1 protein-coding gene is annotated in these 1,118 nt (G+C 63.6%); it reads right to left on the bottom strand.

Translation table 11 applies throughout. The features are described 5' to 3' along the window. Positions 1-215: 215 nt before the first annotated feature. On the bottom strand, positions 216-1,118 hold a 903-nt coding region (locus AC1DJN_RS22050), incomplete at its 5' end, for a sensor histidine kinase (RefSeq protein ID WP_478040301.1).

Genomic DNA, 1,118 nt, shown 5'->3' with positions numbered 1-1,118 from the left:
GGCCACAGCTGCACCCAGTAGATCCACGCCATGCGTGGATGCTTTTGCTCTGCTTCTCGAGTCCGTCTTGAAGCGAGCCGAGCACCGATGCGCAGCACGACGGCTCGCGGTCGGCGGAACGCTTCTTCTGGTTACTTTTCTTTGCGTACAAAGAAAAGTGACACCCATGAACAATGCTCAACCTTCAGCCATCAACAGAGGAAGGAAGAACAAACCTACCCCACCGGCAACAGGATCGACACACACAGCCCGCCGTCGGTGCGGTTCTGCAGTGACACGCGACCACCGTGCGCCTCGACGATCTCGCGGGTGAGGGCCAGCCCCAGCCCGGTGCCGTTGCGCTTGGTCGAATAGAACGGCATCAGCGCATTCTGCAGCACCTGCTCGTTCATGCCCTTGCCGCGGTCCAGCACATCCAGCCGCAGCCACTGCGGCAGCCGGGTCAGCTGCACCTGCACGTCGTCGTTGGGCGGATCGGCTTCGGCGCAGGCCTCGTGTGCATTCTTCAGCAGGTTGAGCAGGGCCTGGCCGAACTGGGCGATGTCGATCCGGCTGCTCAGTTCCTCGTCAGGTGCACGCTCCATCGTGAACGGAATCTGCTGGCACAGGCTGGACAGGAACGGCGCCCAGTGCACGGTCTGCAGCTGCGGCTGCGGCAGCTTGGCGAAACGCGCGTAGCCTCGGATGAAGCCTTCCAGATGGCGGGCGCGGTCTTCGATGGTGGTGAAGATCTCCGGCAGCCGGTCGAAGCGTTCGCGCTTGACCAGTTCGCCGCCGGAGTGCGCCAGCGATGCGATCGGCGCCAGCGAGTTGTTGAGTTCGTGGCTGATCACCCGGATCACCTTCTTCCAGGTCTGTACTTCCTGCCGGCGCAGTTCGGCAGTGAGCTGGCGTACCAGCAGCAGGTCATGCGGGCGGCCGTTGAGCTGGAACGCGCGCCGCGACAGGTGATAGACCTGTTCGTCGTCCTCGTCGCCTTCCACGCCGTCTTCGCTTTCCGACTTCACCGCAAACAGGCTGTCGCCGCCGCGGCCGATGGCATCACRCAGTTCCACCGGCAGCTGCTCGAGCACGTCTTCCATGCGCTGGCCTTCCAGCTTCCAGCCGCTGTGCAGCAG

The sequence above is a fragment of the Stenotrophomonas sp. 05L414_2 genome (assembly GCF_056397905.1).
This window is presented reverse-complemented; position numbering and strand designations above follow the sequence as displayed.